This is a genomic window from Sphaerochaeta globosa str. Buddy, from assembly GCF_000190435.1.
Lineage (GTDB): Bacteria > Spirochaetota > Spirochaetia > Sphaerochaetales > Sphaerochaetaceae > Sphaerochaeta > Sphaerochaeta globosa.
The window spans coordinates 679,707-705,853 of sequence record NC_015152.1; the positions used below are offsets into that span (position 1 = coordinate 679,707).

Annotated in this window: 29 protein-coding genes; 12 read left to right on the top strand and 17 right to left on the bottom strand. The window is 51.4% G+C overall.

The window, feature by feature from the left end:
• Positions 1-6: 6 nt before the first annotated feature.
• Positions 7-1,080, bottom strand: a complete 1,074-nt coding sequence (locus SPIBUDDY_RS03220; protein WP_013606323.1) for an extracellular solute-binding protein — start codon at positions 1,078-1,080, stop codon at positions 7-9.
• 133 nt (positions 1,081-1,213) lie between these two features.
• The gene (locus SPIBUDDY_RS16135) at positions 1,214-1,417 is read right to left on the bottom strand and encodes a hypothetical protein (protein WP_155816041.1); all 204 of its coding nucleotides are present in this window, start codon (positions 1,415-1,417) and stop codon (positions 1,214-1,216) included.
• On the opposite strand from SPIBUDDY_RS16135, the gene SPIBUDDY_RS03225 reads away from it, so the two are divergent.
• Positions 1,410-2,225, top strand: coding sequence for a histidinol-phosphatase (locus tag SPIBUDDY_RS03225; protein ID WP_155816042.1), 816 nt, complete (start codon positions 1,410-1,412; stop codon positions 2,223-2,225). The genes SPIBUDDY_RS16135 and SPIBUDDY_RS03225 overlap by 8 nt on opposite strands.
• A gap of 53 nt (positions 2,226-2,278) precedes the next feature.
• Here SPIBUDDY_RS03225 and SPIBUDDY_RS03230 read toward each other — a convergent pair whose 3' ends face one another.
• From SPIBUDDY_RS03230 to hpt, 15 genes are all read right to left on the bottom strand, one after another.
• Positions 2,279-3,175, bottom strand: a complete 897-nt coding sequence (locus SPIBUDDY_RS03230; protein WP_013606325.1) for a glycine betaine ABC transporter substrate-binding protein — start codon at positions 3,173-3,175, stop codon at positions 2,279-2,281.
• Positions 3,176-3,190: 15 nt separating this feature from the next.
• Complete coding sequence (locus SPIBUDDY_RS03235; RefSeq protein WP_013606326.1) at positions 3,191-3,790, bottom strand: ABC transporter permease; 600 nt, start codon at positions 3,788-3,790, stop codon at positions 3,191-3,193.
• On the bottom strand, positions 3,787-4,428 hold the full coding sequence (locus SPIBUDDY_RS03240; protein ID WP_013606327.1) for an ABC transporter permease: 642 nt from the start codon (positions 4,426-4,428) through the stop codon (positions 3,787-3,789). Before SPIBUDDY_RS03240 ends, SPIBUDDY_RS03235 begins: the two co-directional genes overlap by 4 nt.
• Entirely contained in the window at positions 4,425-5,552 is a 1,128-nt protein-coding gene (locus SPIBUDDY_RS03245) for an ABC transporter ATP-binding protein (protein WP_013606328.1), read from the bottom strand. Before SPIBUDDY_RS03245 ends, SPIBUDDY_RS03240 begins: the two co-directional genes overlap by 4 nt.
• Before the next feature lie 252 nt (positions 5,553-5,804).
• A complete protein-coding gene (locus tag SPIBUDDY_RS03250; protein WP_013606329.1) occupies positions 5,805-6,164 on the bottom strand; it encodes a NifB/NifX family molybdenum-iron cluster-binding protein in 360 nt (119 codons plus the stop codon).
• Between the two features lie 39 nt (positions 6,165-6,203).
• Positions 6,204-7,028 carry an MBL fold metallo-hydrolase gene (locus tag SPIBUDDY_RS03255; protein ID WP_013606330.1) on the bottom strand — a complete coding sequence of 275 codons (825 nt, stop codon included), beginning with the start codon at positions 7,026-7,028 and terminating at the stop codon, positions 6,204-6,206.
• The gene (locus tag SPIBUDDY_RS03260) at positions 7,025-7,900 is read right to left on the bottom strand and encodes an ATP-binding protein (RefSeq protein ID WP_013606331.1); all 876 of its coding nucleotides are present in this window, start codon (positions 7,898-7,900) and stop codon (positions 7,025-7,027) included. The genes SPIBUDDY_RS03255 and SPIBUDDY_RS03260 overlap by 4 nt, the downstream gene beginning before the upstream one ends.
• A complete protein-coding gene (locus tag SPIBUDDY_RS03265) occupies positions 7,872-8,729 on the bottom strand; it encodes a nucleotide-binding protein (protein WP_041380545.1) in 858 nt (285 codons plus the stop codon). Before SPIBUDDY_RS03265 ends, SPIBUDDY_RS03260 begins: the two co-directional genes overlap by 29 nt.
• Positions 8,719-9,081 carry a NifB/NifX family molybdenum-iron cluster-binding protein gene (locus tag SPIBUDDY_RS03270; protein WP_013606333.1) on the bottom strand — a complete coding sequence of 121 codons (363 nt, stop codon included), beginning with the start codon at positions 9,079-9,081 and terminating at the stop codon, positions 8,719-8,721. Before SPIBUDDY_RS03270 ends, SPIBUDDY_RS03265 begins: the two co-directional genes overlap by 11 nt.
• Complete coding sequence (locus SPIBUDDY_RS03275; protein ID WP_013606334.1) at positions 9,078-9,458, bottom strand: DUF134 domain-containing protein; 381 nt, start codon at positions 9,456-9,458, stop codon at positions 9,078-9,080. The genes SPIBUDDY_RS03270 and SPIBUDDY_RS03275 overlap by 4 nt, the downstream gene beginning before the upstream one ends.
• Positions 9,455-9,700 carry a DUF5320 domain-containing protein gene (locus tag SPIBUDDY_RS03280; protein ID WP_013606335.1) on the bottom strand — a complete coding sequence of 82 codons (246 nt, stop codon included), beginning with the start codon at positions 9,698-9,700 and terminating at the stop codon, positions 9,455-9,457. Before SPIBUDDY_RS03280 ends, SPIBUDDY_RS03275 begins: the two co-directional genes overlap by 4 nt.
• Before the next feature lie 413 nt (positions 9,701-10,113).
• On the bottom strand, positions 10,114-10,791 hold the full coding sequence (locus tag SPIBUDDY_RS03285; RefSeq protein WP_013606336.1) for a hypothetical protein: 678 nt from the start codon (positions 10,789-10,791) through the stop codon (positions 10,114-10,116).
• 65 nt (positions 10,792-10,856) lie between these two features.
• Positions 10,857-12,128, bottom strand: a complete 1,272-nt coding sequence (locus tag SPIBUDDY_RS03290) for an adenylosuccinate synthase (protein ID WP_013606337.1) — start codon at positions 12,126-12,128, stop codon at positions 10,857-10,859.
• Positions 12,128-12,685 carry a phosphoribosyltransferase gene (locus SPIBUDDY_RS03295; protein ID WP_013606338.1) on the bottom strand — a complete coding sequence of 186 codons (558 nt, stop codon included), beginning with the start codon at positions 12,683-12,685 and terminating at the stop codon, positions 12,128-12,130. The genes SPIBUDDY_RS03290 and SPIBUDDY_RS03295 overlap by 1 nt, the downstream gene beginning before the upstream one ends.
• Before the next feature lie 10 nt (positions 12,686-12,695).
• On the bottom strand, positions 12,696-13,253 hold the full coding sequence (gene hpt / locus SPIBUDDY_RS03300; protein WP_013606339.1) for a hypoxanthine phosphoribosyltransferase: 558 nt from the start codon (positions 13,251-13,253) through the stop codon (positions 12,696-12,698).
• A 187-nt stretch (positions 13,254-13,440) separates the two neighbouring features.
• Between hpt and SPIBUDDY_RS03305 the strand changes: the two genes are divergently transcribed.
• The 11 genes from SPIBUDDY_RS03305 (at position 13,441) to hisF (ending at position 26,139) form a co-directional block, all read left to right on the top strand.
• Positions 13,441-13,956: a flavin reductase gene (locus tag SPIBUDDY_RS03305; RefSeq protein WP_013606340.1), complete on the top strand. Its 516-nt coding sequence runs from the start codon at positions 13,441-13,443 to the stop codon at positions 13,954-13,956.
• A gap of 80 nt (positions 13,957-14,036) precedes the next feature.
• The gene (locus tag SPIBUDDY_RS03310) at positions 14,037-16,013 is read left to right on the top strand and encodes an alpha-ketoacid dehydrogenase subunit alpha/beta (RefSeq protein WP_013606341.1); all 1,977 of its coding nucleotides are present in this window, start codon (positions 14,037-14,039) and stop codon (positions 16,011-16,013) included.
• Positions 16,014-16,109: 96 nt separating this feature from the next.
• Positions 16,110-17,648 carry a phenylalanine--tRNA ligase subunit alpha gene (gene pheS, locus SPIBUDDY_RS03315; protein WP_013606342.1) on the top strand — a complete coding sequence of 513 codons (1,539 nt, stop codon included), beginning with the start codon at positions 16,110-16,112 and terminating at the stop codon, positions 17,646-17,648.
• Entirely contained in the window at positions 17,648-19,345 is a 1,698-nt protein-coding gene (gene pheT / locus SPIBUDDY_RS03320; RefSeq protein ID WP_013606343.1) for a phenylalanine--tRNA ligase subunit beta, read from the top strand. Before pheS ends, pheT begins: the two co-directional genes overlap by 1 nt.
• Before the next feature lie 325 nt (positions 19,346-19,670).
• On the top strand, positions 19,671-20,534 hold the full coding sequence (gene hisG / locus SPIBUDDY_RS03325) for an ATP phosphoribosyltransferase (protein WP_013606344.1): 864 nt from the start codon (positions 19,671-19,673) through the stop codon (positions 20,532-20,534).
• Between the two features lie 8 nt (positions 20,535-20,542).
• Positions 20,543-21,859 (top strand): histidinol dehydrogenase, encoded by a 1,317-nt coding sequence (gene hisD / locus SPIBUDDY_RS03330; RefSeq protein WP_013606345.1) that lies wholly within the window; start codon positions 20,543-20,545, stop codon positions 21,857-21,859.
• The gene (hisC, locus tag SPIBUDDY_RS03335) at positions 21,856-22,926 is read left to right on the top strand and encodes a histidinol-phosphate transaminase (RefSeq protein ID WP_013606346.1); all 1,071 of its coding nucleotides are present in this window, start codon (positions 21,856-21,858) and stop codon (positions 22,924-22,926) included. The genes hisD and hisC overlap by 4 nt, the downstream gene beginning before the upstream one ends.
• Positions 22,919-24,046 carry a bifunctional histidinol-phosphatase/imidazoleglycerol-phosphate dehydratase HisB gene (hisB, locus tag SPIBUDDY_RS03340; protein WP_013606347.1) on the top strand — a complete coding sequence of 376 codons (1,128 nt, stop codon included), beginning with the start codon at positions 22,919-22,921 and terminating at the stop codon, positions 24,044-24,046. Before hisC ends, hisB begins: the two co-directional genes overlap by 8 nt.
• Positions 24,043-24,636, top strand: a complete 594-nt coding sequence (hisH, locus tag SPIBUDDY_RS03345; RefSeq protein WP_013606348.1) for an imidazole glycerol phosphate synthase subunit HisH — start codon at positions 24,043-24,045, stop codon at positions 24,634-24,636. Before hisB ends, hisH begins: the two co-directional genes overlap by 4 nt.
• Positions 24,636-25,370: a 1-(5-phosphoribosyl)-5-[(5-phosphoribosylamino)methylideneamino]imidazole-4-carboxamide isomerase gene (gene hisA, locus SPIBUDDY_RS03350; RefSeq protein ID WP_013606349.1), complete on the top strand. Its 735-nt coding sequence runs from the start codon at positions 24,636-24,638 to the stop codon at positions 25,368-25,370. The genes hisH and hisA overlap by 1 nt, the downstream gene beginning before the upstream one ends.
• On the top strand, positions 25,360-26,139 hold the full coding sequence (hisF, locus tag SPIBUDDY_RS03355) for an imidazole glycerol phosphate synthase subunit HisF (protein ID WP_013606350.1): 780 nt from the start codon (positions 25,360-25,362) through the stop codon (positions 26,137-26,139). The genes hisA and hisF overlap by 11 nt, the downstream gene beginning before the upstream one ends.
• Positions 26,140-26,147: the final 8 nt, after the last annotated feature.

The following is a 26,147-nucleotide window of genomic DNA, read 5'->3' on the forward strand; positions in this document are numbered from 1 at the left end:
TTCAGGTCAATTGACGTAACGGATCGTCTCCCAGGCCTTGTTGTACATCTCAAGGTATGGACCCAGGTCATCCTTCAACTCGTAGTTCTGCAGCATATCGACAGTGTAGAACGGCTTGGTGGTACGATACTTCTCAGCTTCCGTATTGACCGAGGCGGGGAAGTGGAAACGGTCCAGAAGCTGGGCATAATTTTCCGGCTTGTGGATGTAGTTGATGAACTCCAGAGCGAGGTCGTAGTTTCTTGCACCCTTGGGAATGCACATGGAGTCGAAATACATCGGACCGCCGTCGATGGGGAGGAAAAAGTCGATATCGGCCCACTGAGTTTCGGGAATCTCCTCGAAGATTGCCTCGGCATACCCATGGGAAACCCAATACTCGCCCGAGGCGAAGGACTTTGCAAATCCTTCGGCATCGAACTTGACCAAATTCGGCTTCCACTTGTCGTTGACCAGCTTTCTCGCTTTTTCCAGCTCGGCAGCGTTGGTGGTATTGACCGAGTAGCCGAGGTAGGCCAAAGCATCGCCGAGAACTTCACGCATGTCGTCCATCATGACCATGCGGCCGGCTAGCCGGGTATCGGCGAAGATATTCCATGTCTTCTCATAGTCCTTCACCATTTTGGTGTTGACGGCAATACCGGTTGCCCCAAGGTAGTAGGGGACCGAATATTCCATCTTCGGGTCGTAATAGGCCTTGGAGAGGGCAAAGTCGGTGATGTACTGCAGGTTGGGCATTTTGGAAGTGTCCAGTTTTTCCAGCATGTTCAGGTTCTTCATGATTGAAACGTAGTCGCCGGAGGGGAAAATAATGTCGTAGCCGGCTTCGCCGCTGGCCATCAATTTGGCGAACATCTCTTCATTGGAGGCAAAATAGTCCAGAACCACGTCCACCCCATACTCTTTCTCGAAGGATTCGATTACCGAGTCGGGAGTATAGTAGGACCAGTTATACACATACAGTTTCTTACTACCGGTGGTATTTTTCTCTGATGCTTTGGAGCAACCGAGGAAGAGAAGACTGCCCAGGACAACCAGGGCAAAAGCGAGGATGAGGTGCTTGGTGGTAGGTTTGCTCATGGCTAAACCTCCTGTACTATGGTGATGTCTGCCCGTCCAGGTCAACATACGCCATTCCCTGGATCGGTGATAGATTGTGAAGCCCCGCAAAGCAAGGCCCAATAGAGAATTCTAGGCTGGGATATAAAGGAGATTAATAGATTGAGAACAGCTGGTGCAGTGCATCGGATTCTCCTCTGATTTCAGCCCCATAATTAGGTATTTCTGTCAGTAGGTCAATCACTTGGCGGGACAAAACCAAAAATTGGCAAATTTTTTTTCCTTGTGAGGCAGAGCTTTCAGGTGTTGCATAAATGAGCTTAATCACCGATACTTGCTCTCCAAGAACCATGAACATACAAACCTATTCCCAGGAGGTGGTTAACCTCCATACCCATAGCTTTTATTGCGGACACGGTACCGGTCAAGTCAGTGAATATGCCCAAGCAGCCATAGAACAAGGCCTTGAGGTGGTGGGCTTTACCGAACACTGTCCCGTACCTGACTCCCGTTGGGCCAGAACGCGGATGAGCTATGAGCAGATGTCCCAGTACGAAGAGGACATTCGACAGGTGCAACAGCAGGAAAAGCTAGCTGTTTTCACAGCCTACGAATGTGATTACCTTCCTCAGTATCAGAGTTATTACAAAGAGCTGAAAGAGAACGTCGATTACCTTATTTGTGCCATTCACGACCTCAGTTTTGATAGTAATCGTGAGTACTCGGTTTTCTGGAACACCCTTACCAAGGAAGATCTCGGCCTGTACACCGACCTGTATTGCAAGGCTTTACAATCGGGACTTTTCCTCTTTGGCGCACACCCCGATGTATTTGCCTATAATTATCATACGTGGGACGAAGAAGCGAAAGCTTGTTCGAAGGCCATTATCGAATGTGCCGTCTCAGAAGGGGTTGCTCTGGAGATCAACGCGAACGGACTACGCAAGCGCAAGGTCAAGACGGCAGAGGGTGAGCGCTATGCCTATCCACTGCTTCCGTTCTGGCAGCTTGCAGGCGAATATCCGCTGAAGGTGGTCACCAACAGTGATGCCCATAAACCTGTGGAAATTCGGGCGGACCAAGACAAAACGTTTGCCCTTGCCGAGCAAGTAGGCCTTTCTTTTGTCTCGTACAGCCTTCAGGATGGCCAAATCCAGCTCGTGTAGAAGAAAAGGGACAGAGAGCATCGCCCCCTGTCCCGGCATATGTTGCAGAATCATTATATAAGGTTCATCGATTTCAGGAACTCAGTTGCAACGTTCTCCACAGATTCCCCTTCCACATCGACAAGGTAGTTGAGATCAGTCATCGTTGCATCGTCGAGCTTACCGCCGAGCATGTTCAATACAGTTTTCAGCTCAGGATGCTTATCCAGAACCTCCTTGCGCACAATGGGTGCTGCATGGTAGGGAGGGAAGAATCCAAGGTCATCCTCAAGAATTTTCAGATTGTACTGCTTGATCGGACCATCGGTTGCAAAGGCATCCGTGACATCCATGTCGCCCCGCCCGATGGCCTGGTACTTCAGCGACGCATTGAGCTTCATTGGTTCGCCCTTGAACTGGAGGCCGTATACTTCGACCAAGCCATCAAAACCGTCCTGACGATCGAAGAATTCATGTTCTGCACCGAATACCAGTTCACCGGCATACGGTATCAGGTCACTGTAGGTTTCGACTTTGTACTGCTCATAGACCTCTGGGGTGACCGCCAAGGTATAGGTGTTGTTAAAACCAAAGGGTTCTAGCCATACGATATCCCATTGCTTGAGAAACTCCTCGCTTACAATGCTATAGGATTGCTCGGGATCGTTGACCACGTCCATTTTCAGGTGGGCGGTCAAACCGGTACCGGTATACTCCGGGTAGATGTCGATTTGGCCATTCTTGATTGCGTTGAAGTTGACGAACGTACCGCCGAGGTTGAGCTTGCGGTTTACCTTCAGGGGTGTGTGTGCTTCTATCAACTGGGAAAGCATTTCTGCAATGACGATGTTCTCGCCAAAGTCCTTCGATCCGATGGTGATGGTATCGTCCTTGGCGCAACTGGTAAAAAACAGGATTGCGGCCAAGGCCAAGGTCAGTACTAGGGTGATTCTGGTTCTTTTTCTGTGCATATATCTCAATTCTCCTTAACGTGTGTGTTTTTGAAGTCGTTTTTCTGCTTTTCCCATGCCCCAATCGAAAATGAGGGCTATGACGACCACCGGAATTGCACCGAGCAGAATCCTTTCCATGTTGCGTTGCTGGATACCTCGGTAGATTATGTATCCCAACCCCCCGCTTCCAATGAGGACTCCCATTACTGCGATGGACAGTGAATTGACCAAAGCAACTTTTATGCCTCCGAAGATCATGGGGATGGAAAGCGGTATTTCCACCTTCACCAATCGCTGGGCCCTGCTCATACCCATGCCCCGTGCTGCATCGATGATATAGGGTGGCAATTGGGTCAGGGATGTGTAGGTGTTGCGGATGATGGGAAGCAGTGCATACAGCACCAGAGCTACCCCCATGGTGAGATCTCCCAGACCGAAAATGATCATCAGGAGGGCCAGTAAAGCCAGCGATGGGATGGTCTGGATAATCTCGGCAAGGCTGATGATGAAACTTCCCAGTTTTCGTTTCCAATAGGAGAGGACTCCCAGTGCGATACCGATGATGGTTGCAAACACCATCGCTACGGCTACTATACTCAGATGCTCTGCAATTGCATGCATTAGTTCATTCATGCGTTCCTCCTCAAAGCCCGCGGGGTGATAAGCTTCTGCAAAAAGCCGATGAGGGCACTGAAGGCAAAAGCCAGGATTGCAGAAGGAATGGCACCGGCTAAGATATAGTCAGTGTTGTAGGTAGCCAGACCTGTCCAGATCCAGTCTCCCAGCCCGCCCGCTCCGATCATACCGGCCAGCGTCGCCCAGCTGACGATGTAGACTGCTGAAATGCGGATTCCGCTGACAATTGTAGGAAGGGCGAGGGGAAGTTCGACCTTGAAGAGCACTTGGCTCTTGGTCATCCCGATTCCCTTTGCCGCATCCTTGTACGAGGGAAGCACTTCGGTGATACCGGTATAGGTATTCCTGAGGATGGGCAGAATTGAGTAGATGGTGAGCACTGCCAAAGCCGGCAGGGTTCCGATGCCCATGAATATCAAGGCAAAGCCCAACATGACCAGCCCCGGTATGGTTTGTACGGTTCCTGCGAGGGCGAGGACTGTTGGAGCTGCTTTCTTGTGTCTGGTAAGCAGGATCCCCAAGGGTATGGCAATCACCATTCCCAGGCCCACCGAGATGAGGACCAAAGCAATGTGCTGGCCAAGGCTGGCTATCATAGCTTCTGAGTTTTTTGAAAAGAAGGTTATCAATCTCATGCAGACAAGTCTCCCCACAGTGCTTCGCCCATCGCCTTTGCCGTACTGGTTCTGGTAATGATTCCGGCAACAGTGCGCTTGTCGTTCAGCACGACCACATAGTTGGAAGAGGAGGAGAGTAGCTTGTCCAGTGCTTCCTTCGCATCGTCCTTGCGCCCGACAGTCATGATATCGGTGTTGATCAGCTCCGCAATCGAGCGGCCGGCCTTTCCGCGAGCCTTGATATCCTCGATGGAAACTGTTCCGAGATAGGTCTCATCGTCATCGATGACAACCAAGCTATTGATATCACGCTTGCTCATCATTTCAATGGATTCAAGAGTCTTGGTACTTTTATAGACTTTATAGACCTTCTTCTTCATGAAGTCCTCTGCAAGCAAAGGAGCGGCAGGGACATCATTGTCCATATGCTTGCCCATGAAGCTCTTGATACCTGCACTTGCAGGATGCTGAAGCATCTCTTCGGGACTTGCCATCTGCAAAATCTTGCCCTTGTCCATGAAAATGATGGTATCGGCAAGCCGAAGGGCTTCATCCATGTCATGGGTGACAAAGACAATGGTCTTTTTCAGTTTCTTCTGGATTCTTTTTACTTCTTCCTGGAGCGAGTCGCGGGTGACCGGGTCCAAAGCTCCGAAGGGTTCGTCCATCAAGACAATCGGTGGGGAGGCTGCCAGAGCCCTGAGCACCCCGATCCTCTGTTGCTGTCCGCCTGAAAGTTCCGATGGATATTTCTGTGCGTTCTCTTCATAGGGCATATCAACCAGTGCAAGAAGATCGCGTACGATAGTATCGCACTCCTGCTTTGAGTAACCCAGCAGCTTGGGAACTACGCTGATGTTCTGGCTTACGGTCATATTGGGAAACAAGCCGATTTGCTGGATTACGTAGCCGATCTGGCGGCGTAGTTCGACGGCGTTTTGTTTGGTTACATCCTTGCCGTCGATGAAGACTGTGCCGGTTTTGGGTTCAATCAGCCGGTTGATCGTGCGCAGGGTAGTGGTTTTACCGCATCCGCTGGGACCTATCAGGACGACGAACTCGCCTGTTTTTATGGTAAAGCTCAAGTCCTGGAGAATGATATTTGACCCGTATCGTTTGGTCACATTCCTAAATTCAATCATTAATTATTGCTCCTCGTATGTCGGTGATGTCTGTTTTCTGTGCAAGATTAAGACAACCTAATAGTAATATATAAGTTGTCAGTTAGGCAACCCAATGCAAAAAATATGGGAGCATTACAGAGAAACCTGAAAATAGGATCGTCATTTGAGGGTATGCATAGCAAACGGCAACAAAAGTGTTCATAGAAAAATGAGGTCAGATAAAAAAATTGCCCCAGCAGAAACTGGGACATCTATAGAACCATGGGTTACTTACTCACCGCATTCATCGTGGTGGGAATGCTCATGGCAAATACTGCTGGTACTGGTGAGAGCGCCTGCAAGATAGGCCTTTACCGCTTCTTCACTGCTACCTTGGGCACCGAGGATTACCTCGATGTTGTGCTCATTGAAGATATCCACGGCACCACCGCCCATGCCACCGCTGATGATGGTATTCACTCCCAACTCATGAAGGAAATTGGGAAGGAATCCCGGGCGATGCCCTGGATTGGGAATGCTCTTGTTGGTAAGGATTTTCCCGTTTTCGGTATCGAAGACCTCAAACGTCTCACAATGACCGAAGTGGCCACACACCATTTTGTTCTCACTTGCTACTGCTACTTTCAACATTATTGACTCCTTCACTTAGTAAAAATCTAGGAAATTTTGTTACAAACTCAGGATAGACCCACCGGCCAAATACCGTACCTTATCCCCCATCGAGCGCTCAAGAGCGAGAAAGTTATCCTCTCCTGTGCAGTGACAGGTATAGAAGGTTGCCTTGCTTGCAAGCAGGGTGGAGGCGATGTGTTCAAGAACCTCAGGTTTTTCCGGCTCCCCGGTTCGGTGGTTGTAGAGATGGAAGCCTCCGATGACGTGGGTGGGGTAGAAACCCCAGTGGTCGTAGTATGCCTTCATGATATTGAGGATGCCACGATGCGAGCAGCCGCTTACAAGCAGTCTGACATCGCCTTCCTGGATGGCAAGGTATTGCTCATGACTAAAACCATCGACTACGTAGGTGTCTCCTTCCTTCCTGTACAGGCTGCTGTTGCCTGAAGGAACACAGTCCGTACCATCCACTCTGGAAAACAGGGTGTGGTTGGGACAGATGGGGGTGAACGCCGAGGTGAATACAAGTCGGTTGCTACCCAGAAGAGACTTATCGACTCCGATATAGTGATAGTCACCGACGTTGCGTTCACTATAGAAAGGACCGAAGGCTTCCTTACGGACGTAGAGTGGAGCATGGTTGTTCTTTTCAAAGAAGCTAGCAAGACCTCCGCTATGGTCATAATGCCCATGAGAGAGTACGGCCAAGTCAGCTTTCGCCAAGTCAATTCCCAACGCTTGGGCATTGTCCAGCAACAAGTCGCTTGCCCCGCTGTCAAAGAGAATGGCCTTGCTTTCTGTTTCGATGAAGAGACTTAAGCCATGCTCAAATCCGAGATTGCTGCAGTTGGTAGTATTTTCCACCAAGGTTGTTATCTTCATTGCTGTACCCGCTCCTTCCATACTTGGAGAGTCTTATCATAGATTCGTTTGATTGCATTTGATGCCGGAGTGTTCAGACAGGCCAGATTCTCACCTTTGTTCAATGATGCTATAACCTGGCTGTCATAGGGAATCTTTCCCAGGAAGGGAATTCTTTCCTTGAAACAGAATACCTCGATTTCTCCGGTGATTGTTGGATTCATGTCGAATTTATTCACAACCACTGCAACCGGGACTTGCAGCTGCCTTGCGCTTGTGATGACGCGTTTCAGATCGGAGAACGCACTGACCGAGGGCTCTGCTACCATGAGCGCCAAGTCGACTCCGCTCAGCGAAGCAATGACCGGGCAACCGATCCCCGGACTCCCATCAAGAATTGCGACCTCCGTTTCCTCTGTACAACTTTTCAGTTGTTTCTTTACCTCGCTTACCAATTTTCCGGTTGTACCGCTACCCATAGTAAGGGTGGCGGTTGAGAAGTGCTCTTCACCCCGTTCGTACAGCTTCAGATCACCTACCTTCATTGGTTGTGTATGAATCGCCCCGACAGGACACACATGCAGGCAGTAGGTACACCCTTCACAAGTGATCAGGTCGATCCGGTACGTCGGACCGGGTATGACCGCATCAAAGCGGCACACTTCAAAACATCGGTTGCAGGCAATACACAGCGAGCTGTCAATTACCGCTTTGGGAAGCCCGAAATAGTCGGATTTTTGTTCTTTCTCAAAACTACCCATGACCAGATGAAGGTTTGGTGCATCGACATCGCAGTCTGCATAAGCCTTGGCCTGTGAGAGGGCGATAAAGGTACTGGCAACGGTAGTTTTACCAGTGCCCCCCTTACCGCTGAGAATGAGGATTTGATGCATCTTCAACCTCCTGCAACAACTGGGAGAAATACTGGTGATACTTCTCACTTTGCTCGCTTGCCACCAAGCCTTCACTGGTACGATGTGCCAACTCTTGATCGTAGGGCAAGGATCCCAGAATTTTCAAATCGTGAGATTTTGCATACGTTTCCGATGGATTTGCCCCTTGCTGTGTTTTGTTCAGCAGTACTGCACAGGGTTTGCCCAAGAGCGTTGCCAGTTCATGGACCATGGCAAGGTTGTGTGCCCCGAAAATGGTGGGCTCGGCTACCAGAAGACAGAAATCAGCATGGGTGATAGCCTCTGTCACCAGACATCCGCTACCCGGAGGGCTGTCGATTATGGTAAGGCCGCTGTGCTTGTTTTTCATCAGGGCCTTGATGAGGGGAACAGCCGAGCTTTCTCCAATACGCATTTCAGCAGAAAGAAACGCGATGGAGCCGCTTTTTCCTTTGCGTACAATGCCCAGTGGTTTCTGTACCTCAGTTAAAGCTTTGCGTGGACAGATGTGCATGCAAAGGCCGCAGCTGTGGCAAATCTCCTCGAATATCAAAAGTTGTCCCCCGATTACGGCCAAGGCATTGAAGGCGCAGGCTTTGCTGCAGATTTTGCATCCATCGCACAAGGTTTGGTCTACTACCGGTTTTCCCACGGTAACCACTTCTTCCTGCACATATGAGGGTTTGAGAAATAGATGTCCATTCGGTTCTTCCACATCGCAATCGATGTAGGTAGTATGCTGTGCAACAAAGGCAAGGTTGACACTGACCAGCGTTTTGCCGGTGCCTCCCTTGCCGCTGAGTACGGCAATGGTACGATCAGTGGGCATGATGAAATCCAGGATGGATTGCATCCAATGCTACAAGCTTGTTTCCAAGGACTGCATTGATGTTGTCGGCGATACTGAGGTTCAGAGCCTTAAGCAGGGAAACGCCGGCTGTAGTAAGCACTTTTGCAGCGTTCTCTCCCAAACGGAAGGTGATGAGGGTGGTGATATTGGCGTCTACCAAGTCCTGGGCGGCTTGTATGCCGGCTCCACCGGGGCTTTGTGCTGCCTCATTCACGATGAAAATACTTTTTTGGGTTTCTGTATCGAACACACAATAATAGGGCGCTCTGCCAAATGAGACACATAGTGGACTATCCAATTTCTGTTCTTCTGCCGGTACTGCTACAATCATATTTGATCTTCTCCTTCTGGGTTATTCATTCTCTGACGCCATCGGCAACCTCGTCCGCATCTGCCTAGGCCTTGTCCGCTATGGTCGTGGAGGTGATACTCGCCTCCTTCAATAAGCAATGGTTTTCCATCCACCAAGGAAGCTGCCAGTTTTTTCCTTGCACTGTCATACATCCCCTGTACGGTGGTTCTGGCTACCTCCATCTGTTCGGAACATTCTTGTTGCGTCATTCCCTCGTGGTCGATGAGTCGGATGGTCTCATATTCATCTACGGTCATGATTACTGGTTGTTCTTCCTCCAGAGGTGACCCAAGTGGTCCGAACTTGGAATTTGGGGGAAGTGAACACACACTTCGCCATTTACGGGGTCTACTCATACCTTCTCCGACTGCCCAAGCAGTGAATCAACACGTTTCAGCTCTTCCTTAAGCAATTGTTTTCTCTCTGCGAGGGTAACAGGGGAGGCCGCAGCTGCGTAGGGCCCATTTCCCCGACCGCATCCTCTGCCTAAGCGTCTTCCCATTCCATACCCAATTCCAGAGTAATTGGTGCAACTACCCATTCCTCTTCCTGTCATCGGACCGACTCCAGCAGGACCTGTTCCATCTTTTCTTGGCATAGTGTGCCTCCTTGTACTAAGTTTGTTATTGACATATGTCAGTAACTATCTATACACTAGGCATGTTTCCGACATATGTCAATAACTAAATAAAAAATAGTTTCTTTTTTTTGAATCGGGAAGCCAATACCGCAAGAAGTAGGGAATGCATGCAAGGGTATGACTTGGAAAGCTGTTGTACAGCAGGCTCGGCTGCAGCACACCCGTGAGGAAGTGAAAGGTCTGAGTATTTCCGACCTTGTCCGTCAATCAAGGTTTGAGCGTATCGAAAATGAATTTACTCTCCAATTCTATAAAAAAAACTGGATGGACATATCAGCCGATTGAAGTGGTCAATGGCGGTATCGGATAGGTGATTCTCCTGACTTCATGTTGGCCATCCCAAGGATGTATTTACGTAGTCGCTGCAACACTCATCGGACCTGGCTGTTGTATGAATCGGCAATCCTTGGCAGATACTGATCATGATTGACAAACAACTGACGTACCAACATACCCAAGCCTGCAATATTGACACCAAGACCGGCCACCCCTGTCCAAGCTGCCCAGGTTGGCGTTGTAGGAGGATCAACGCCGTCATTCATGAGAAAGAGTGGGGTGAGCATCATGCCCAAGCCGGCAAGTTCTGTAAGCAGTCCGGCTTGCATCCAGGCACTTTGCTTCTTCATCCCTCGTTCCAGTTCAGCAATTAGTTTGGAAGTCTGCTCATCCAAGTCTTGCGTCCTGAGTAGGTCAAAGAACTGCAAAACCTCGCTTTCCCTTCCCCAGCCGGTTTCCATGGTATAGGTTTGACCCTTGTAGGTATACCGTGGTGAAACCTCATAGGCTCCACCTTTTTGTCTTGGATGGTAGACGATTCTATTCCAATCGACGGCAATGAGACTCTCTCCATCGATGTTGGTTCGTGTAACCAGGATTTCATCGGGTGGATAGACAATCTGATTGCCCTTCAGGTCCTCGAACAGCAAAGGCTTGCCAGCCTCGTACGAAATAAGTGTACCGATCCGCATCGAGCCATCGACGAGCACAACAAGGTCGCTTGCCCACAAGGCTGAAAGAGAGAGCAATGCACAGAGTAGGATTCGTTTCATACAGGTGCCTTCTTATTGAAAGAGGCCCACCGTCTTCGGCAGGCCTCATTTGTGTGTTTGTAATGTTAGAGAATGATGATCTGGTCTCGCTCGGGACCAACCGAGATGTACTTGATCGGACATCCGACCAGCTCTCCGAGGCGCTTGCAATACTGCTGGGCTTTCGGTGGCAGGTCTTCCCACTTCCTTGCTTCGGTGGTGGGCGACATCCAACCCTCGAACTCCTCATAAATCGGTTCGGCTATTTCCTGGAGGGCTGTCTCCGGCAGATAGGTTATGACCTCACCATTGACCCGATAGGCAGTACAGACCTTGATCTTCTCAAACGTATCGAGAATATCAAGCTTGGTAAGGGCGAGGGCGGTGAAGCCGTTGATCCAGCAGGAGAAGTCGGCAGCAACGGCATCGAACCAACCGCAGCGGCGGGGACGACCGGTAGTGGCTCCATACTCGCCACCGATGGCCCTAAGCTTTTCTGCAGTCTCATCCAAAAGTTCGGTCATGAAAGGACCCCCGCCTACGCTGGTTGAGTAGACCTTCGTCACTCCGATGACTTCATCGATGCGTCCAGGGCCCAAACCACTTCCCACTGCCGCCCCACCGCTGGTAGGACTGCTGCTGGTAGTGTAGGGGTAGATACCCCAGTCGAGATCACGCATGACACCCAGCTGGCCTTCCAACAGAATGCTCTTGTTTTCCTCGTACGACTGGCGGACAACCGGCAGGCTGTCGATGATCATATGGCCGAATCGGGCCTTCCACTTTGCGCAGAGATCCATCAATTCGTCGACTGTATACTCGGGAAGTCCGAAATAGGAGAGTTCACGGTTTTTTTGGGGAAGTGCCATCTCAATGCGATTGCGCAGTCGGTCAAAGTCCAATAGGTCGGCGGCACGGATACCCGAGCGGGTTGCCTTGTCGCTGTAACAGGGACCGATGCCGCGCTTGGTGGTCCCGATTTGCATCTTCTGGCTCTTTGACCCTTCCTGCGCTCCATCGAGGGCACGGTGGTAGGGCATAATCAGGTGCGCTCGCACATCAATGAAGAGGTTGTTCACCTCCACTCCCTTTGCAGCAATGGAATCAAGCTCTTCGGCCATGGTCTCAAAGTTGACCACGGTTCCAGCTCCGACGATGTTCATCGTCTCTGGATTGAAAATCCCCGAGGGAATGATATGCAAGGCAAACTTGCCCATGTCGTTGATAACCGTGTGGCCGGCATTGTCGCCGCCCTGAAAACGGATTACCAAATCGGAATGGACCGCCAAGTAGTCAACGATGCGACCCTTTCCTTCATCGCCCCATTGGGCTCCAACAATCGAAGTAACATTGCTCATCAGTACAGCTCCTTGCCTTCTTTGGCCAGTGCATCCAGCATCTGTGCCTCTTTTGCGGTGTGGTCCTCAATATCCTCGGCATCCCAGGGATACTTGATCCACAGGTCAGCAAGCTCCATGCCTGCAAAATACCGCTTAATCTCCACAGGGAATTCCACGTCCTTGGCCTTGAGCTTGTTATGCAAAACCAGTACGGCAATCTCCTCGGGGTTGAACTTCAAAAGCTCACCGACACAATAGGCCAGCGTCGCACGGGTATCGTCGACTTCGTCGATCAACAGTACTTTCTTGCCTACAAGCTGGGACTGTACTTCGTCGATCCACTGGATTTTGGTAGGGTGGTCCTTATGCTTCTTGTCGATGCCGTAATACGAGATACCCACAGCATAAATCGGGCGGTTGATGAAGGTCTTCATAATCCTTGCGGGAATGAAACCGCCGCTTCCGATTGCAACGATTACATCGGGGTCATATCCGGACTCAAGCAACTCCAAGGAGAGCTTTTTGACCAGCTTGTGAACTGAATTGTAACTGACGTAGAATTTTTTATCGTCCATCTCTTGCTCCTCAGGCTTGCGGATACATCTCAGCGATGTAGGGAAGGGTTCTATGTTTTTCATTATAATCCAGACCGTATCCCACAACCCATACATCGGGAATGGTGAAACCGATATAATCGATGTCCACCGGTACAATGTGGCGGTCGGGCTTATCCAAGAGTACTGCAGTGCGTACTGATTTGGGATTGCGGGTCTTGAAGTTGCGGATCAGGTAGTCGAGGGTGTTGCCGCTGTCCAGGATATCCTCGACGATCAGCACATGCTTGTCTTCCATGTTTTCCCGGGTGTCCATCAAGAGCCTGACATTACCGCTGTGGTCTCCCCGGTAGGAAGAAAGTGCGATGAAGTCGACGACATGCTCAACATTCAGTCTTCGGGCGAGATCGGCAATGAAAATGAAGGAGCCCTTGAGCACTCCCACCAGAATCAGCTTGCCTTCACTATCCTTGTAATCGGCACTGATTTGCCGGGCAAGCTCGTCAACCCTGCGGTTGATCGTGTCTGCATCGATGAGAACACGGGCGAGATCCTCTGTCAAAGCAGGGATCGCGAGGGAATCTTTCATTGGGCCTCCTCAACGCAACAGATTGACTGTTGGAACATGTTCTGTATGCCTGTAGGAATATACGAAAAGAGGGACAGTGTCAACGTTGGACGATTCGGCTAAAGCGTACCAGATATGAAGGATTTTTGCTACTTGACCACACTCTTGCGGTAATACTACACTGAAAGCAGAGAAAAGGAGGCCCATCATGTATGTTGATGTTCCTATCGAACTGCTGCAAATGAATCCCTTTACAGCTATCGGAAATGACGGTTTTCTCATTACTGCGGGAAATTCTGAGAAATTCAATACCATGACAGCCTCATGGGGTTCCATGGGCGTGCTGTGGGGCAGGAACATCCTCACCCTGTATGTGAGAGGTAGCCGGTACACCCACCAGTTTCTCGAGCAAGGCGAGGGCTTTACCGTCTCCTTCTTCCCACCGGATATGAAGGATCGACTTCTTTGGTGCGGACAGCACAGCGGACGGGACCACGATAAAATCACCGAGACGGGTTTGACAGTCAGCAGCTTGGTCGGGCCTGATGGGAGCGAACGTGTAACCTTCAACCAGGCTTCGTTGGTTTTCTCTTGTACGAAAGCTGCCGCTTTACCGCTTGCCAAGGAAGCATTTCTGCTTCCAAAAATTGATTCGTTCTACCAGGACGGTGACTTCCATACGATGTACATCGGATTTATTGACAGTATTCTTTCCAACCAATAGGATGGAAAAAATACCAGAGCCGGCCACGAACCTGGGATGGCTTGAAAAGGCAGGACTGCATATCCTGCCGGGGAGCATACATGGACTTTTCAAAAGAACAGGCGCAGTCTGCGCTCTCGATAATGGTGCGTTCACGCCATTTCGAGGAGTGTATCGATGATTTCTTCAAACGCAAAGAGATGCATGGGACAACCCATCTGTCCATCGGACAGGAGGCGTGCCAAGCCGGGCTTGCACTGGCACTCGATCAGGGTGATTGGATAGTTCCCACCCATCGCTGTCACGGACATACCATTGCTAGGGGAACCAACGAACGGAAGATGTTCAGCGAAATGTTCGGCTCCGCCGATGGCATCTGCAAAGGCCTTGGAGGCTCCATGCACATGACCGATGTGCAGACCTGGAATGCCGGTTCCTCTGCAGTGGTCGGCAGCGGGGTGAATTTGGCGGCAGGCCTCGCCTTTGCCTTGAAAATGCAGGAAAGCCAAGCTATCAGCGTTGCAATTTTCGGTGACGGTGCAACCAGCCGCGGTTCGGTGCATGAGAGCATGAATCTTGCCTCGGTCTGGTCTCTTCCCATCCTTTTCTTCTGTGAGAACAATAATTACGGTATGAGCGCGGCGGCCAGCAGGATGATTTCCACTTCCTCCATTGCAAGCCGTGCAGATTCCTATTCCATCAGCCATGCTACGGTGGACGGCAATGATGTCCAGGCAGTCTATAGAGCTGCATCCGAGGCGGTGGCATACATCCGGTCTACCGGAAAACCCTATTTCTTGGAAGTGAAAACCTATCGGTGTTGCGGGCATTCCAAAAGTGACCCCTGCCTCTATCGCAGCCGGGACGAAGAGGCTGCATGGAGTGAACGCGATCCCATTTTCCTCTTTTCCCGTACCATGGTCGAAAGCGGCCTCTTCACCGAGGAAGAAGTGTCTCGCCTCATTTTGGAAGCACGCAAGCACATCGACGAGGCTGCCATGGACGCCGTGGCGATTCGCGACCAGCGTATCGGTCTTGAACAGGCGATGGAATATCTCTTTGCTGACGAGGAAGAAGAGGTGTACAAGGTTTGCCAATCAACAACCAGAATGAGCTACCGCGAAGCGATACGGCAGGCATTGGACGAGGAAATGAGTCGTGACCAGGCAGTGCACCTCATCGGTGAGGATATCGGCTTATATGGAGGTTGTTTCAAGGTCACCGGAGACCTCTATGCAAAACATACCTCCCAAATGCACGAAACCCCGGTGAGTGAGGAAGCCTTCACCGGACTTGCCGTCGGTTCTTCCTTGCTGGGATTGAGACCGGTAGTCGAAATCATGTATGGAGACTTTTCCACCCTTGCCAGTGATCCGATCATCAACCATGCCGCCAAAATTCGCTTCATGAGTGCAGGTCAGCTCTCGTGTCCGATGGTGCTTCGCTCCCCGATAGGAAGCGGAACCGGTCACGGAGCACAGCATACCCAGTGCTTGGAGGCAATGTTTGCCAACGTTCCCGGCCTGATCATTGTGGCTCCTTCGTGTCCGGGCGATGCGAAAGCGTTACTCAAGACCGCCATCCGCAGCAACAACCCGGTGCTCTATTTTGAACACAAGCATCTGTACAACAACCTTGGACCGGTTGGGGATGAGCAGTACCTGCTGCCGATCGGCAAGGCCATCACCAAGAAGAGGGGAAAGGATGTAACCATCGTTTCTTACAGCCACGCGGTGACCACCTGCCTTGAAGCTGCCGCTACCTTGAGTCTTCAGGACGAAATTGAAGCCGAGGTCATCGATCTAGCCACCCTCAAGCCGATGGATACGCAGACGATTCTGCGATCTGTAAAGAAAACAGGTCGTCTTTTGGTGGTGCATGACAGCCCTGAGTACGGCGGCTACGGCGCAGAGGTCATAGCCTGTGTAACCAGTGACAGTGATGCTTTGGCCAGCTTGCAGGCGACTCCCAGGCGCCTATGCGGCAAGGAGAGCCCGATACCCTTTGCTCCTGAACTGGAGCTGGAAGTAATTCCTTCCAAGGAAGCGGTTGTGCAAGCGGTTCGTTTACTTTTCTAAGCTGGATAGCCTTTCCTTTTTTTCCTGTAGACGCTAGAATACAACTCACTTGCGCCGCAGAACTTTGCGGCGCGTATCTATAGGAGTGAGAACAGCATGGATATCGATGTAAAGAACCTGCATCCACTGGAAGTCCGCCTGCTCCGGCATGTCGATCTGGCAGAGCAGATTACAGCCGAGCGCATCATCGGTGAGCTTGACTACAACGTGGGGCAGTGCAACCAGGCCTTCAGCTGGTTGAGCGCAAAGGGCTACCTGGTCGAAACGAGCCGTGAAACACGTGTCATGTATGAACTGACTGAGTTCGGTCGAGAACAGCAGCAAAAGGGTACTCCCGCCCAGCGCATCTTTACGTTTATCAAGGCTGAGGGACCTCAGGCTTTGCCTGACCTCGCCTCGGCCCTGCAACTGGAAAAAAGTGAAATTGGTTCAGCGTTCGGCCAGCTTTCCAAGGCTGGTTTTGCCAAAATGAATGCAGATAACAAGGCCCAAGCCCTCTCAGAGGAGCTGTCAGGCGAGTTTATTCTTACTGCAGAATTGCTTGAACGCGGCCTTGGTGGTGAACTTGTAGAAGCATCCATGAGCGAGGCTGAGAAGGCTGCCATGGCAAAAATTGCCAAGAAGAGGGGTTCTGCAAACTCCCCGTTCAAGGTAATAGAACGCGAATTCATCACCTTTGCTTTGACAGAAGAGGGCAAATGTGCAAAAGAGGCGATCCTGAAGGCTCATATCACCGGTGAGGAACTGGGTTTGGTTACCAGTGAAATCCTTTCAACCGGTAGTTGGAAGCAGGCTTCGTTCCGTCCCTACGGATTGAATGCCCCGACCAGCCGATTGATCCCTGGTCGCCACAACCCCTACGGCAATTATTTGCAGTGGGTGAAGGACAAGCTGTGCAGCCTTGGCTTCGAAGAGTTCGACGGTCCGCTGGTGGAGAATGAGTTCTGGAACGGCGATGCCTTGTTCATGCCTCAGTTCCATAGCGCCCGTGATATCCATGACGTCTATTACGTCAAGGATCCCGTACATTGCAAAGAGATTGAGGAACCATGGCTCAGCCAGGTTGCCAAAACGCATGAGAATGGATGGAACACCGGCAGCCGTGGCTGGAGGTATAGTTTCGACCATGAGTTTACCCGTCGTCAGGTATTGCGCAGCCAGGGCACCGTCCTGTCCGCCCATCAGCTGCCCAAGGCCAAGGTTCCCGGCAAGTATTTCGGCGTTGCCCGTTGCTTCCGCTACGACCAAGTCGATGCCACCCATGGGGCTGACTTCTACCAGACCGAAGGCATTGTGCTGGGTGAGGATGTAAATCTGAAGACTCTGCTTGGACTTCTGAAAATGTTTGCCGAAGAGATTGCTGGAGCTGAGGAAGTAAAGTACGTTCCCGGCTACTTCCCGTTCACCGAACCCTCGATCGAAGTGCACATCAAGCATCCCGTGCTGGGATGGTTCGAACTCGGTGGAAGCGGCATTTTCCGTCCCGAGGTCACCAAGGCTCTTGGTATTGATGTTCCGGTTCTTGCTTGGGGCTTGGGTATCGACCGCATGGCGCTGATGCACCTGGGCTTGAATGACCTTCGTGAACTCTTTACCCCGAACATCGAGTCGGTTCGCATGAGGAGAGGAAACTAATGCCAAAGATTGAAACCACCGGCAAGCAGTTTTACGGCTTGTTGGGAAAAACACTGAGTGATAGCGAGCTGGAAGCAATCCTGCCGGTTGCCAAGGCGGAATTGGACGGACATGAGGGCGATGTGCTCAAGATTGAGCTCAACGATACCAACCGGCCCGACCTGTGGTCTGCTGCCGGTATTGCCCGCCAACTCAAGTCCTACAACCAGGAGAATGTACTGCTGTATGACTTTTTCTCCACTTTGGATGAAACGTTTGACTGCGAAGGCCGATCGTTGATCATCGATGCCTCGGTTAAGGAAGTCAGGCCGTTTTCCATCGGTTTTGCAGCCCGCGGACATAAAGTCGGGGCGGATGATTTGGAGGCTCTGATCCAGAGCCAGGAGAAGCTGTGCTCGAACTTCGGTCGCAAGCGCAAAACCATCGCAATGGGCATCTATCGTTCCGACCTGATCAAGTACCCGGTTCACTACCGTGGTGCCGACCCTGATGCCACTTCGTTCGTCCCCCTGGGAATGGAGCAGAAGTTGACGCTCCGCCAGATTTGCACTGAACATCCCAAGGGAAGGGAATATGGACCCATCGTCAGTGACCACAAACTCTTCCCCTTCCTGCACGACGACAACAACGATGTGCTCTCTTTCCCGCCGGTCATCAACAGTGACCGTATAGGGGCTGTGGAAGTAGGGGATGAGAATCTCTTCCTTGAACTTTCGGGCATGGATTTGAAAGACCTGTTGCTCGCAGCCTCCATAATGGCCTGCGACATGAGCGATATGGGCTTTGAGATTCTTCCGGTGAAGGTGCTGCTCGGCGAAGAGACCGAGTTCGGCAGTGAAATCACGGTGCCCTTCTACTTCCAGGATCCCATCTCCTGCACCATGGCTCAGATTCACAAGACCTTGGGAACGAAGTTGAGTTCTGAGGACGTCGTACTGGCTTTGCATCGCATGGGTATCCACTCAATTTGCGACAATGACGTCATCTATGCAACCGTTCCTGAGTATCGTAACGATTTTCTGCATCCGGCCGATTTGATCGAGGATGTAATGATTGGCTACGGTTTGAACAACTTCGAGCCTGAGATGCCCCAGGACTTTACCCTCGGAAGGCTCAGTCCTGCCGAGGAAATGGGACGCAAAGTCAAGGATTTGATGGTAGGCCTTGGCTTCCAGGAGATGATGTACAACTACCTTGGTTCGAAGCGCGAGTATGTGGACAACATGGCCTTCCCCCAAGAAAAGTGTATTTTCATCTCCAATCCCATGAGTGAGAACTATGAAGTGGTTCGGCCCTCCATTATTCCCTCACTGCTTGAGAGCGAGAGTGTCAGCGCTCATGCTCCGTTCCCCCACAAAATCTTTGAGGTGGGCAAGGTTGCCTTCCGCGATGAACACGACAACAGTGGGACGACGACCCGCAACACCCTTGGTTTCTTGGCCAGTGACAGTGTGATGGGGTACAACGATGTTTCGTCCTTGGTCAACACACTCCTGTACTTTCTGGGCAAGGAGTTTACGCTCGCTGCCATGGAAGGGGACCTCAGGTTCATCGAAGGCCGCTCGGCACGAGTCATGATCGGTCAGACTGAAGTGGGTGTGTTTGGTGAAATTCACCCCCAGGTTCTGGAAAACTGGGGCAGCACCATGCCTACCATCGCCTGTGAGATTGACTTGGATCTGGTGATGGCCAACTAATTTTTTACTTGATGCATTGTATCGGGGCTGCAGGATTTTCCTGCAGCTTTTTTCTTGCAAGAGCAGAAGAGTACCGAAAGCACTGATTGCAATGCCTAAAACGGGAAGATTGTAATGCATGAAAGTTGAATATCTATGCAGTTCACTACTTTGGGTATTGACAGAAACCTCAAAGCGGCAGTAAGGTTTCGCCATGAACAAAACCTTTTCACACGAGCACCATCATCACTTCTATAACCAACCGTAGACAGGTGGGCTCTGATACCTATAGATACAGACCTCCGCATGTCGCGGGGGTTTTTTTATACCCTGAAAGGAGTAGGCAATGGCACAAATGTTGAGAATTGCAATCCAGAAGAGCGGCAGACTGAGCGAGAAGTCGCTTGAGATCATCAAAAAATGCGGCATCAAGTTTGGCAGCGATGAGCGTGTTTTGAAGGAACAGGCTTCCAATTTCCCCTTGGAATTTCTCTACGTCCGCGACGATGATATTCCTGCTTATATTCGTGACGGGGTGGCAGACATCGGTATTGTCGGCCGTAATGAATACGATGAGCAGGCCATCGACCTGCAAGTGCTCAGGGACTTGGGATTTGCCAAGTGCCGCCTCAGTATCGCCGTTCCCCAGAACATGCAATATACCGGCCTTGCTTGTTTGCAAGGAATGCGTATTGCTACCAGCTATCCCAATATTTTGGGAGGAATTCTGAAGGAGCAGGGCGTCCAGGCCAGTTTTGTACAAGTCTCCGGTTCGGTGGAAGTGACTCCGGCAGTGGGTATTGCCGATGCCATTTGCGACTTGGTTTCCACCGGGGCGACCTTGGCAATGAACGGACTGAAGGAAGTGCAGGCGATTTACACTTCGACAGCTGTCATGATCGGGCGAAAGCAGATCGGCAGCAGTGAAAAAGAAGCGATTCTGAAGCGCCTGATGCTCCGTATCGATGCAGTAATGCGTGCAGCCTCCTATAAATATGTCATTTTCAACCTGCCCGAGGAACACCTGGACCAAGTATCCCACATTGTCGGCGGCATGAAGAGCCCGACTGTCACCCGTCTGATGGAAGCGGGTTGGGTTTCCGTGCAGACTGTTGTTGCCGAAGACACCTTCTGGGATGTGTTTGAGCAACTCAAAGCACTTGGAGCCCAGGGCATTCTGGTCACTCCGATCGAGAAAATGACCGAATAGGGGGAAGTATGGCCTATCTTGCGCGATTCTATGACCCACAAGACGAAGAACTGCCACAATTGCTCGCCCGCAACAAGACCAATTCCCAAGACTTGAGCACTCGGGTGAGTGCCATCCTCAGGGCGGTACGAGAAGAAGGCGATAGAGCGTTGTTTCGGTTTTCCAAGCAATTTGACCAGGTTGATCTTTCCGAGTTGCGGGTCACTGAAAAAGAAATACAGGAAGCTGAACACAAGCTTTCCGACGATTTGAAGAAAGCCCTGTCTGTGGCGTATAAAAACATCCATGCCTTCCACAGCGAGCAACTTCCCCGTCCTGAAACCCTTTCTGTAGCCCCGGGTATCGAGCTTTCCCGTAGGATTGTTCCCCTCCAACGGGTTGGCCTCTATATCCCAGGAGGGACTGCACCTCTCTTTTCCACCACCTTGATGCTGGCCATCCCAGCCCAGGTGGCCGCCTGTCCTTCGGTGGTGCTCTGTACCCCCCCTGACAAGGAGGGAAAGGTACACCCTGCCATTCTGTATGCTGCATCGATGTGCAAGGTGAAAGAAATCTATAAAATAGGCGGATCTCAGGCTATTGCCGCCATGGCCTATGGGACACAGAGCATCAAAGCTGTGGACAAAATCTTTGGCCCGGGCAACCAGTATGTCACCGAGGCGAAAATTCAGGTGAGCAGCAGTTGCTGTGCCATCGATATGCCTGCAGGTCCGAGCGAGGTGATGGTCCTTGCTTCCCCTTCATCCAATCCTGCTTTCGTAGCCAGTGATTTGCTCAGCCAAGCCGAGCACGGTCGGGACAGCCAGGCGATGCTGGTGGTCTGTGCAGATAGAAAGGAAGGGTTCGCTTTTTTGGACAAGGTTGAGCAAGCCATTGAAGAGCAGCTTGCCACCCTTGGTAGACAGGAATACCTGCTAGCCAGTCTGGCAAGCAGTCGAGCGTTTGTGAATCCTGTCCTTACGCGGTGTGTGGCTCTGGCTAATGCCTATGCCCCCGAGCACCTCATTATCACTATGCAGGATGAAACTGTTGAGAACCAGATCGCAGAGCAGATAGTCAATGCAGGTTCCCTCTTCCTCGGCCCCTATTCCTGCGAGAGTGCAGGCGATTATGCCAGCGGTACTAACCACACCCTGCCTACCAACGGCTGGGCAAGATGCTACAGCGGGGTAAGCACCGATTCCTATCTGAAGAAAATTACCGTCCAGAAGTTGAGTAAGGCGGGCTTGGAAAACCTTGCTCCAACCTTGTTCACGATGGCCGATGGCGAGATGTTGAATGCACACAAGAATGCAGTTGCGATTCGATTGGGAGGAAAGAGATGAGGGAGTTGCTCAGAGAGAATATTGCTACGCTTAAGCCGTACAGCTGTGCCCGCAATGATTTTACCGGGGAGGCGGATGTCTACCTGGACGCCAATGAGAACTGGCAGGATTTCGTGGGCAAGGTGGATGCCAACCGCTACCCCGACCCCTTGGCCAGTCAAGTGCGCAAGGCCCTGGATGAAGTGCTCGGACTTCCCTTCGAGCAGACACTCATCGGAAACGGAAGCGATGAATTGATCGACAATCTATTCCGCTGTTTCTGCCGTCCGGGCAAGGACTCGGTTCTTCTTATGCCACCCACCTATGGAGCGTACCGTGTGTTTGCCGATATCAACGACATCAAGGTGCATACAGTTCCCCTGAAATCTGATTTCCAGCTTGACCTGCCCGCCCTTACGTCCTTTCTCATGCAGGAAAAGCAGACGCGGACAGCTGAGTCCCGGCTGAAGTTGCTCTTTGTCTGCAGTCCGAACAACCCCAGTGGAAATGCATTTCCCCTGAGTGAAGTGAAGACGATTTGTTCCCTGTTCGATGGGATCGTTGTTGTCGATGAAGCCTACTTTGACTTCAGCGACCAAGCAAGTGCGATCAGCCTGCTTGGGGAGTTTTCCAATCTGGTGGTGCTGCGCACCCTCTCCAAGTGCTGGGCACTTGCCAGCGCCCGAGTTGGAGTTGCCATTGCAAGTAACGAAATCATCGCCATAATCAGGAGCATGAAGTATCCCTATAATGTAGGCGGTCCTTCGCAGAACCTAGCCCTTAAGGCTCTCGGGCAGGCAGAAGCTGTCAAGAAGGGGCTTGCCCTCATTAAGGAGGAGCGAAAGCGTCTTGCCGTAATGCTTAGGGAGCTCTCCTGTGTCCAGCAGGTCTATAGCAGTGACGCCAACTTCTTTCTGGTCCGTGTCAGCGACGCTGCTGCCATCTACCACTATCTGCTCGGCAAAGGTATTATTGTGCGTAACCGAAGCAAAGAGATGCACTGCGAAAACTGCCTGAGGATTACTGTCGGCAGCAGGGAAGAGAATGCAGCGTTGGTCGCTGCCCTGAAGGAGTATGAGCATGCGTGAGAAGGTTCTGTTCCTTGATCGTGACGGCATTATTGTCGAAGAGACCCAAGTCGACAGTCTGGAAAAAATCAAGTACATCCCCGGGGTGTTTTCCGCTCTCTCCCGACTTCGCAGTTCCGGTTTGTGGTACTTTGCCATGGTGAGCAATCAGGATGGGGTGGGGACTCCTAGCTATCCTCAAGAGGCCTTCGATATTCCCCAACAGCGAATTCTTGAGACACTGCGTGGAGAAGGAATCGCCTTCGATGCCATCCATATCGACTTCAGTCTACCTTCCGACAACTGCCCGGGCAGAAAGCCTAAAATCGGTATGCTCGGTGAGTACCAGAGCGATAGGTACGACCTAATGCACTCGGTGATGATCGGCGACCGCTTAACTGATGTCCAGCTTGCCAAGAATCTTGGATGCAAGGCAGTGTGGTTTGCTCCAACTTCACGTTCCTGCGAACTTCCTGAGGATTTGAAAAAAACCTGCATATTCATCAGTGACAATTGGGCGCAGGTCGCCTCGTTCTTGCTGGATGAAAGCCATCTTGCACCACGTCTTGCCCTTGTTGAACGCAAGACCAAAGAAACTGAGATTACCCTGACGCTCAATCTGGATGGCGGAGGACAGGGCAGTGTGCATACCCATATTCCCTTCTTCGACCATATGCTGGAGCAAGTGGTGCGTCACAGTGGCTGTGACGTAAACCTGCATGCCCATGGCGATTTGATCGTTGATGAACATCACACGGTCGAGGATGTTGGCTTGGCTCTCGGGCAGGCTTTCCGCCAGGCTTTGGGTGACAAGCGGGGTATCAACCGATACGGCTTTGAGCTGCTTCCGATGGATGAGGTGCTTGCCCAGGTTGCCATCGACTTCTCAGGAAGGCCCTACCTTCAGTGGGAGGTCGACTTCAAGCGTGAATATATCGGCACATTTCCCACCGAAATGGTGGAGCACTTCTTCAAGTCCTTCAGCGACAGTGCTCAGTGCAATCTTGCGCTCAAGGTAGGAGAAGGTAATGCCCATCATCAGTGTGAAGCTCTGTTCAAGGCTTTTGCAAGGGCTCTGAAGAAAGCGGTACACCGCAATCCGTATTCTCTGGACCTGCCTTCCACCAAGGGGGTGCTATGAATATTGCCATAGTCAAATACAATGCCGGCAATACCCGGTCGGTGCTGTGTGCCCTGCAACGGCTGGGTTACGAGGGCATCGTCACCGATGACCAAAAAGCCTTGGAATCAGCCGACCGGGTCATTTTCCCCGGGGTGGGGGAAGCGTCGACGGCAATGGCCTACCTGAGGGAGAAGGGTCTTGATCAGGTTCTGGTCAACCTCAAGCAACCCTTTTTGGGTATCTGCCTGGGCATGCAACTGATGTGTGCGAGAAGCGAAGAGAACAACACGACGACTTTGGGAATCTTCGACGTTCCTGTTCGTAAGTTCCGTCTCACTTGTGAGTACAAGGTGCCGCATATGGGTTGGAATACGCTGTCCTGCAAGCAAGACAACCTTTTTATGGGCTTGCCTGAGAAACGATGGTGCTACTTTGTGCACAGCTACTATGTGCCCTTGTGCAGCAGCACCATTGCCAGCACCGAGTACGGCTCGCAGGAGTTTACGGCAATTCTGCACAGGGACAATTTTTATGGGTGTCAGTTTCATCCTGAGAAAAGTGCCGAGAGTGGGGAGATGATCCTGAAGAATTTCTTGGAGGTGCTGTGATGCAGCTCATCCCTGCCATCGACATCATTGACGGGGCGGCAGTGCGCCTCAGCCAGGGTCTGTACGATTCCAAGAAAATCTATGCCAGTGACCCGTTGGAAATTGCCAAGCAGTTTGAGGCTGCCAACATCAAGCGTCTGCACTTGGTCGACTTGGATGGGGCCAAGGGCAAGGGCATTGTCAACCTGCACATCCTTGAACGTCTTTCCAGGAATACCTCGTTGGTCATCGATTTCGGCGGGGGCATCAAGAAGACCGAGGACTTGCGTTCCGCCTTCGATGCAGGGGCGAGCATGGTGAGCTGTGGGTCGATCGCGGTAAAGGATCGTGAGCTTGTCCGCTCATGGATACACCTCTACGGCAGGGAGCGCCTGATTCTTGGTGCCGATGCCCGCGATGGGCTGATTCAGAGTAGCGGATGGTTGGAATCAAGCAACTTGGAAGTAGGCCCTTTCATAGATTCATATCACAACGATGGCCTGGATACTGTTATATGTACTGATATTGCTAAGGATGGAATGCTGATGGGGCCTTCGTTGGTGCTCTATAAACAGTTGCTTTCTACCCGCCCTGCTTTGCGTCTTATCGCCTCAGGAGGAATTTCTTCTATGCAGGATTTGATGGACCTTAAACAAGCAGGCCTGTACGGGGCGATCATCGGCAAGGCTATCTATGAGGGAAGGATCAGTTTGGAAGCGCTCAAACGCTTCGGGGAGGAACAGGATGCTGGCTAAACGAATTATACCGTGTCTGGATGTACGGGATGGAAGGACCGTTAAAGGGGTGAACTTTGTCAACCTCAGGGATGCAGGGGATGCGGTAGAGCTCGCAAAGGCATACAGCCTCTGTGGTGCTGATGAGCTGACATTCCTGGATATTACCGCAACGGTGGAGAATCGCAGCACGTTCCGCGCTTTGGTTGAGCGCATTGCCCAGAATATTGCAATTCCTTTCACGGTGGGGGGAGGTATCCGCAATTCCGAAGATGTCTCTTCCCTTCTGGATAGTGGTGCGGATAAGATTTCCATCAACAGCCAAGCGGTATCTGATCCTGATGTCATTGATGCTCTTGCCTTGCGTTTCGGCTCACAGTGTGTGGTTTGTGCCATCGATGCAAGGCTCAATCCTGCCTTCGATACTCCATCTCAGCAAGGTTGGGAGGTGTATGTGCATGGCGGACGCAAGCCCACCGGCATCGAAGTTGTCACCTGGGCAAAGGAAGCCTATAGTCGAGGAGCCGGGGAAATTTTGCTCACGAGCATGGAGCACGACGGAACCAAGGGCGGATTTGCCATTGATTTGACTCGTCGCGTCGGTGAGGCTGTGGGCATTCCCGTCATTGCCAGCGGGGGGGCGGGAACCATGGAACATTTTGAAGAGGTGTTCACGCAAGGAAAGGCCGATGCCGCACTTGCAGCGTCGATTTTTCATTTTCATGAAATAGATATCCCACAGCTGAAGATTTTTCTTGAGCGACGTGGTATAACTATGCGTACCCGCTAGTAAGGAGA

Excerpts from the sequence above, each read along its gene's own strand:
- SPIBUDDY_RS03220 (WP_013606323.1), bottom strand. The coding sequence starts at position 1,080 with ATGAGCAAACCTACCACCAAGCACCTCATCCTCGCTTTTGCCCTGGTT.
- SPIBUDDY_RS03225 (WP_155816042.1), top strand. The coding sequence starts at position 1,410 with ATGAACATACAAACCTATTCCCAGGAGGTGGTTAACCTCCATACCCAT.
- SPIBUDDY_RS16135 (WP_155816041.1), bottom strand. The coding sequence starts at position 1,417 with ATGTTCATGGTTCTTGGAGAGCAAGTATCGGTGATTAAGCTCATTTAT.
- SPIBUDDY_RS03230 (WP_013606325.1), bottom strand. The coding sequence starts at position 3,175 with ATGCACAGAAAAAGAACCAGAATCACCCTAGTACTGACCTTGGCCTTG.
- SPIBUDDY_RS03235 (WP_013606326.1), bottom strand. The coding sequence starts at position 3,790 with ATGAATGAACTAATGCATGCAATTGCAGAGCATCTGAGTATAGTAGCC.
- SPIBUDDY_RS03240 (WP_013606327.1), bottom strand. The coding sequence starts at position 4,428 with ATGAGATTGATAACCTTCTTTTCAAAAAACTCAGAAGCTATGATAGCC.
- SPIBUDDY_RS03245 (WP_013606328.1), bottom strand. The coding sequence starts at position 5,552 with ATGATTGAATTTAGGAATGTGACCAAACGATACGGGTCAAATATCATT.
- SPIBUDDY_RS03250 (WP_013606329.1), bottom strand. The coding sequence starts at position 6,164 with ATGTTGAAAGTAGCAGTAGCAAGTGAGAACAAAATGGTGTGTGGCCAC.
- SPIBUDDY_RS03255 (WP_013606330.1), bottom strand. The coding sequence starts at position 7,028 with ATGAAGATAACAACCTTGGTGGAAAATACTACCAACTGCAGCAATCTC.
- SPIBUDDY_RS03260 (WP_013606331.1), bottom strand. The coding sequence starts at position 7,900 with ATGCATCAAATCCTCATTCTCAGCGGTAAGGGGGGCACTGGTAAAACT.
- SPIBUDDY_RS03265 (WP_041380545.1), bottom strand. The coding sequence starts at position 8,729 with ATGCCCACTGATCGTACCATTGCCGTACTCAGCGGCAAGGGAGGCACC.
- SPIBUDDY_RS03270 (WP_013606333.1), bottom strand. The coding sequence starts at position 9,081 with ATGATTGTAGCAGTACCGGCAGAAGAACAGAAATTGGATAGTCCACTA.
- SPIBUDDY_RS03275 (WP_013606334.1), bottom strand. The coding sequence starts at position 9,458 with ATGAGTAGACCCCGTAAATGGCGAAGTGTGTGTTCACTTCCCCCAAAT.
- SPIBUDDY_RS03280 (WP_013606335.1), bottom strand. The coding sequence starts at position 9,700 with ATGCCAAGAAAAGATGGAACAGGTCCTGCTGGAGTCGGTCCGATGACA.
- SPIBUDDY_RS03285 (WP_013606336.1), bottom strand. The coding sequence starts at position 10,791 with ATGAAACGAATCCTACTCTGTGCATTGCTCTCTCTTTCAGCCTTGTGG.
- SPIBUDDY_RS03290 (WP_013606337.1), bottom strand. The coding sequence starts at position 12,128 with ATGAGCAATGTTACTTCGATTGTTGGAGCCCAATGGGGCGATGAAGGA.
- SPIBUDDY_RS03295 (WP_013606338.1), bottom strand. The coding sequence starts at position 12,685 with ATGGACGATAAAAAATTCTACGTCAGTTACAATTCAGTTCACAAGCTG.
- hpt (WP_013606339.1), bottom strand. The coding sequence starts at position 13,253 with ATGAAAGATTCCCTCGCGATCCCTGCTTTGACAGAGGATCTCGCCCGT.
- SPIBUDDY_RS03305 (WP_013606340.1), top strand. The coding sequence starts at position 13,441 with ATGTATGTTGATGTTCCTATCGAACTGCTGCAAATGAATCCCTTTACA.
- SPIBUDDY_RS03310 (WP_013606341.1), top strand. The coding sequence starts at position 14,037 with ATGGACTTTTCAAAAGAACAGGCGCAGTCTGCGCTCTCGATAATGGTG.
- pheS (WP_013606342.1), top strand. The coding sequence starts at position 16,110 with ATGGATATCGATGTAAAGAACCTGCATCCACTGGAAGTCCGCCTGCTC.
- pheT (WP_013606343.1), top strand. The coding sequence starts at position 17,648 with ATGCCAAAGATTGAAACCACCGGCAAGCAGTTTTACGGCTTGTTGGGA.
- hisG (WP_013606344.1), top strand. The coding sequence starts at position 19,671 with ATGGCACAAATGTTGAGAATTGCAATCCAGAAGAGCGGCAGACTGAGC.
- hisD (WP_013606345.1), top strand. The coding sequence starts at position 20,543 with ATGGCCTATCTTGCGCGATTCTATGACCCACAAGACGAAGAACTGCCA.
- hisC (WP_013606346.1), top strand. The coding sequence starts at position 21,856 with ATGAGGGAGTTGCTCAGAGAGAATATTGCTACGCTTAAGCCGTACAGC.
- hisB (WP_013606347.1), top strand. The coding sequence starts at position 22,919 with ATGCGTGAGAAGGTTCTGTTCCTTGATCGTGACGGCATTATTGTCGAA.
- hisH (WP_013606348.1), top strand. The coding sequence starts at position 24,043 with ATGAATATTGCCATAGTCAAATACAATGCCGGCAATACCCGGTCGGTG.
- hisA (WP_013606349.1), top strand. The coding sequence starts at position 24,636 with ATGCAGCTCATCCCTGCCATCGACATCATTGACGGGGCGGCAGTGCGC.
- hisF (WP_013606350.1), top strand. The coding sequence starts at position 25,360 with ATGCTGGCTAAACGAATTATACCGTGTCTGGATGTACGGGATGGAAGG.